At 69.9% G+C, this 1,327-nt stretch carries 1 pseudogene; it reads left to right on the top strand.

Going from position 1 to position 1,327, the window contains the following annotated elements:
• Nucleotides 1-16 precede the first annotated feature (16 nt).
• Nucleotides 17-1,327, top strand: a pseudogene (locus DFR48_RS21685) (hypothetical protein); the annotation flags it as partial.

Here is a 1,327-nt window from a genome sequence, read left to right as displayed (position 1 = left end):
CCCCGAGGCGGCGGCCATGTGGCTGGCCCTGACGGCGGTGCTGGCACTGCCGCAGGCGGCACGGGCACAGGATACGGGCATCACCGACCTCGGAGGTCTCAACGGCGGGCCCTACTCGACGGCCAGGGGCGTGTCCGCCGACGGCAGTGTCGTGGTCGGCGTTGCGAACGACGGCGCATCGGGATGGGACCATGCTTTCCGCTGGACCGCGGCGGGCGGCACGCAGGACATGGGCACGCTCAACGGCGGCTACTGGTCGGAAGCCAATGGTGTGTCCGCCGACGGCTCGGTAGTGATCGGCATCGCTTACGACGGCCCCGATGGAAATGTCGAGCGCGCCTTCCGCTGGACGGAAGCTGACGGCATGGTGAGCCTCGGCACGATCAACGGCGGCAACTATTCGTGGGCCTATGGTGTGTCCGCCGACGGCGCGGTGGTGGTCGGCCAGGCGAAAGACGGGCTTTCCGGGCAGGATCGTGCCTTCCGCTGGACCGAGGGCGACGGCATGGTGAGCCTCGGCACGCTCAACAACGGCAGCTATTCCCAGGCCACTGGCGTCTCCGCCGACGGCGCGGTGGTGGTCGGCAACGCGGCCGATGGCGCGTCGGGCAATGCCTTCCGCGCCTTCCGCTGGACGGAAGCCGGCGGCATGGTGAGCCTCGGCACGATCAACGACGGCGGCCGTTCGTGGGGCAGTGGTGTGTCTGCCGACGGCGCGGTGGTGGTCGGCGCCGCTTACGACGGTGCGTTGGGCAATGCCACGCGCGCCTTCCGCTGGACCGAGGGCGGCGGCATGGTAAACCTCGGCACGATCAACGGCGGCAACTATTCGTGGGCTTATGGTGTATCCGCCGACGGCATGGTGGTCGTCGGCTCCGCGACCGACGGTGCAGACATTGGCGAGACACCCAGGCGAGCCTTCCGCTGGACCGAGGGCAGCGGGATGCAGAGCGTCGAGGACTGGCTCATCGGCTCCGGCATCGACGTCGCAGCCGACCTGCAGACAAGGAACGCGTTCGGCACCAACAGCGACGGCAGCGTCGTCGTCGGCGAACTGGCGAATGGTCATGCCTTCATCGCGCGCGTCCCGAAGAACGGCGGCGGCGGTGGCGGTGGCGGTGGCGGCGGCGGCGGTGGCGGCGGCGGTGGTGGCGGCGGCGGCGGACTTGTGACGCTCAAAGACCTGCAGGCGAGCCTCGCAGCCACCGCCAGCGGCGGCGCGATGATCCTGAGGTCCAGCGATCTGCTGATCACCGGCGCCCACAGCCGTCCCCTGTCGCGGCGCGTCGAAGGCGGCAAGAACACCTTCTGGATGACCGGCGACTGG

It is taken from the genome of Ciceribacter lividus, assembly GCF_003337715.1.
GTDB lineage: Bacteria > Pseudomonadota > Alphaproteobacteria > Rhizobiales > Rhizobiaceae > Allorhizobium > Allorhizobium lividum.
The sequence above is the reverse complement of the archived record's forward strand: the minus strand, read 5'-3'. Positions and strand labels throughout refer to the sequence as shown.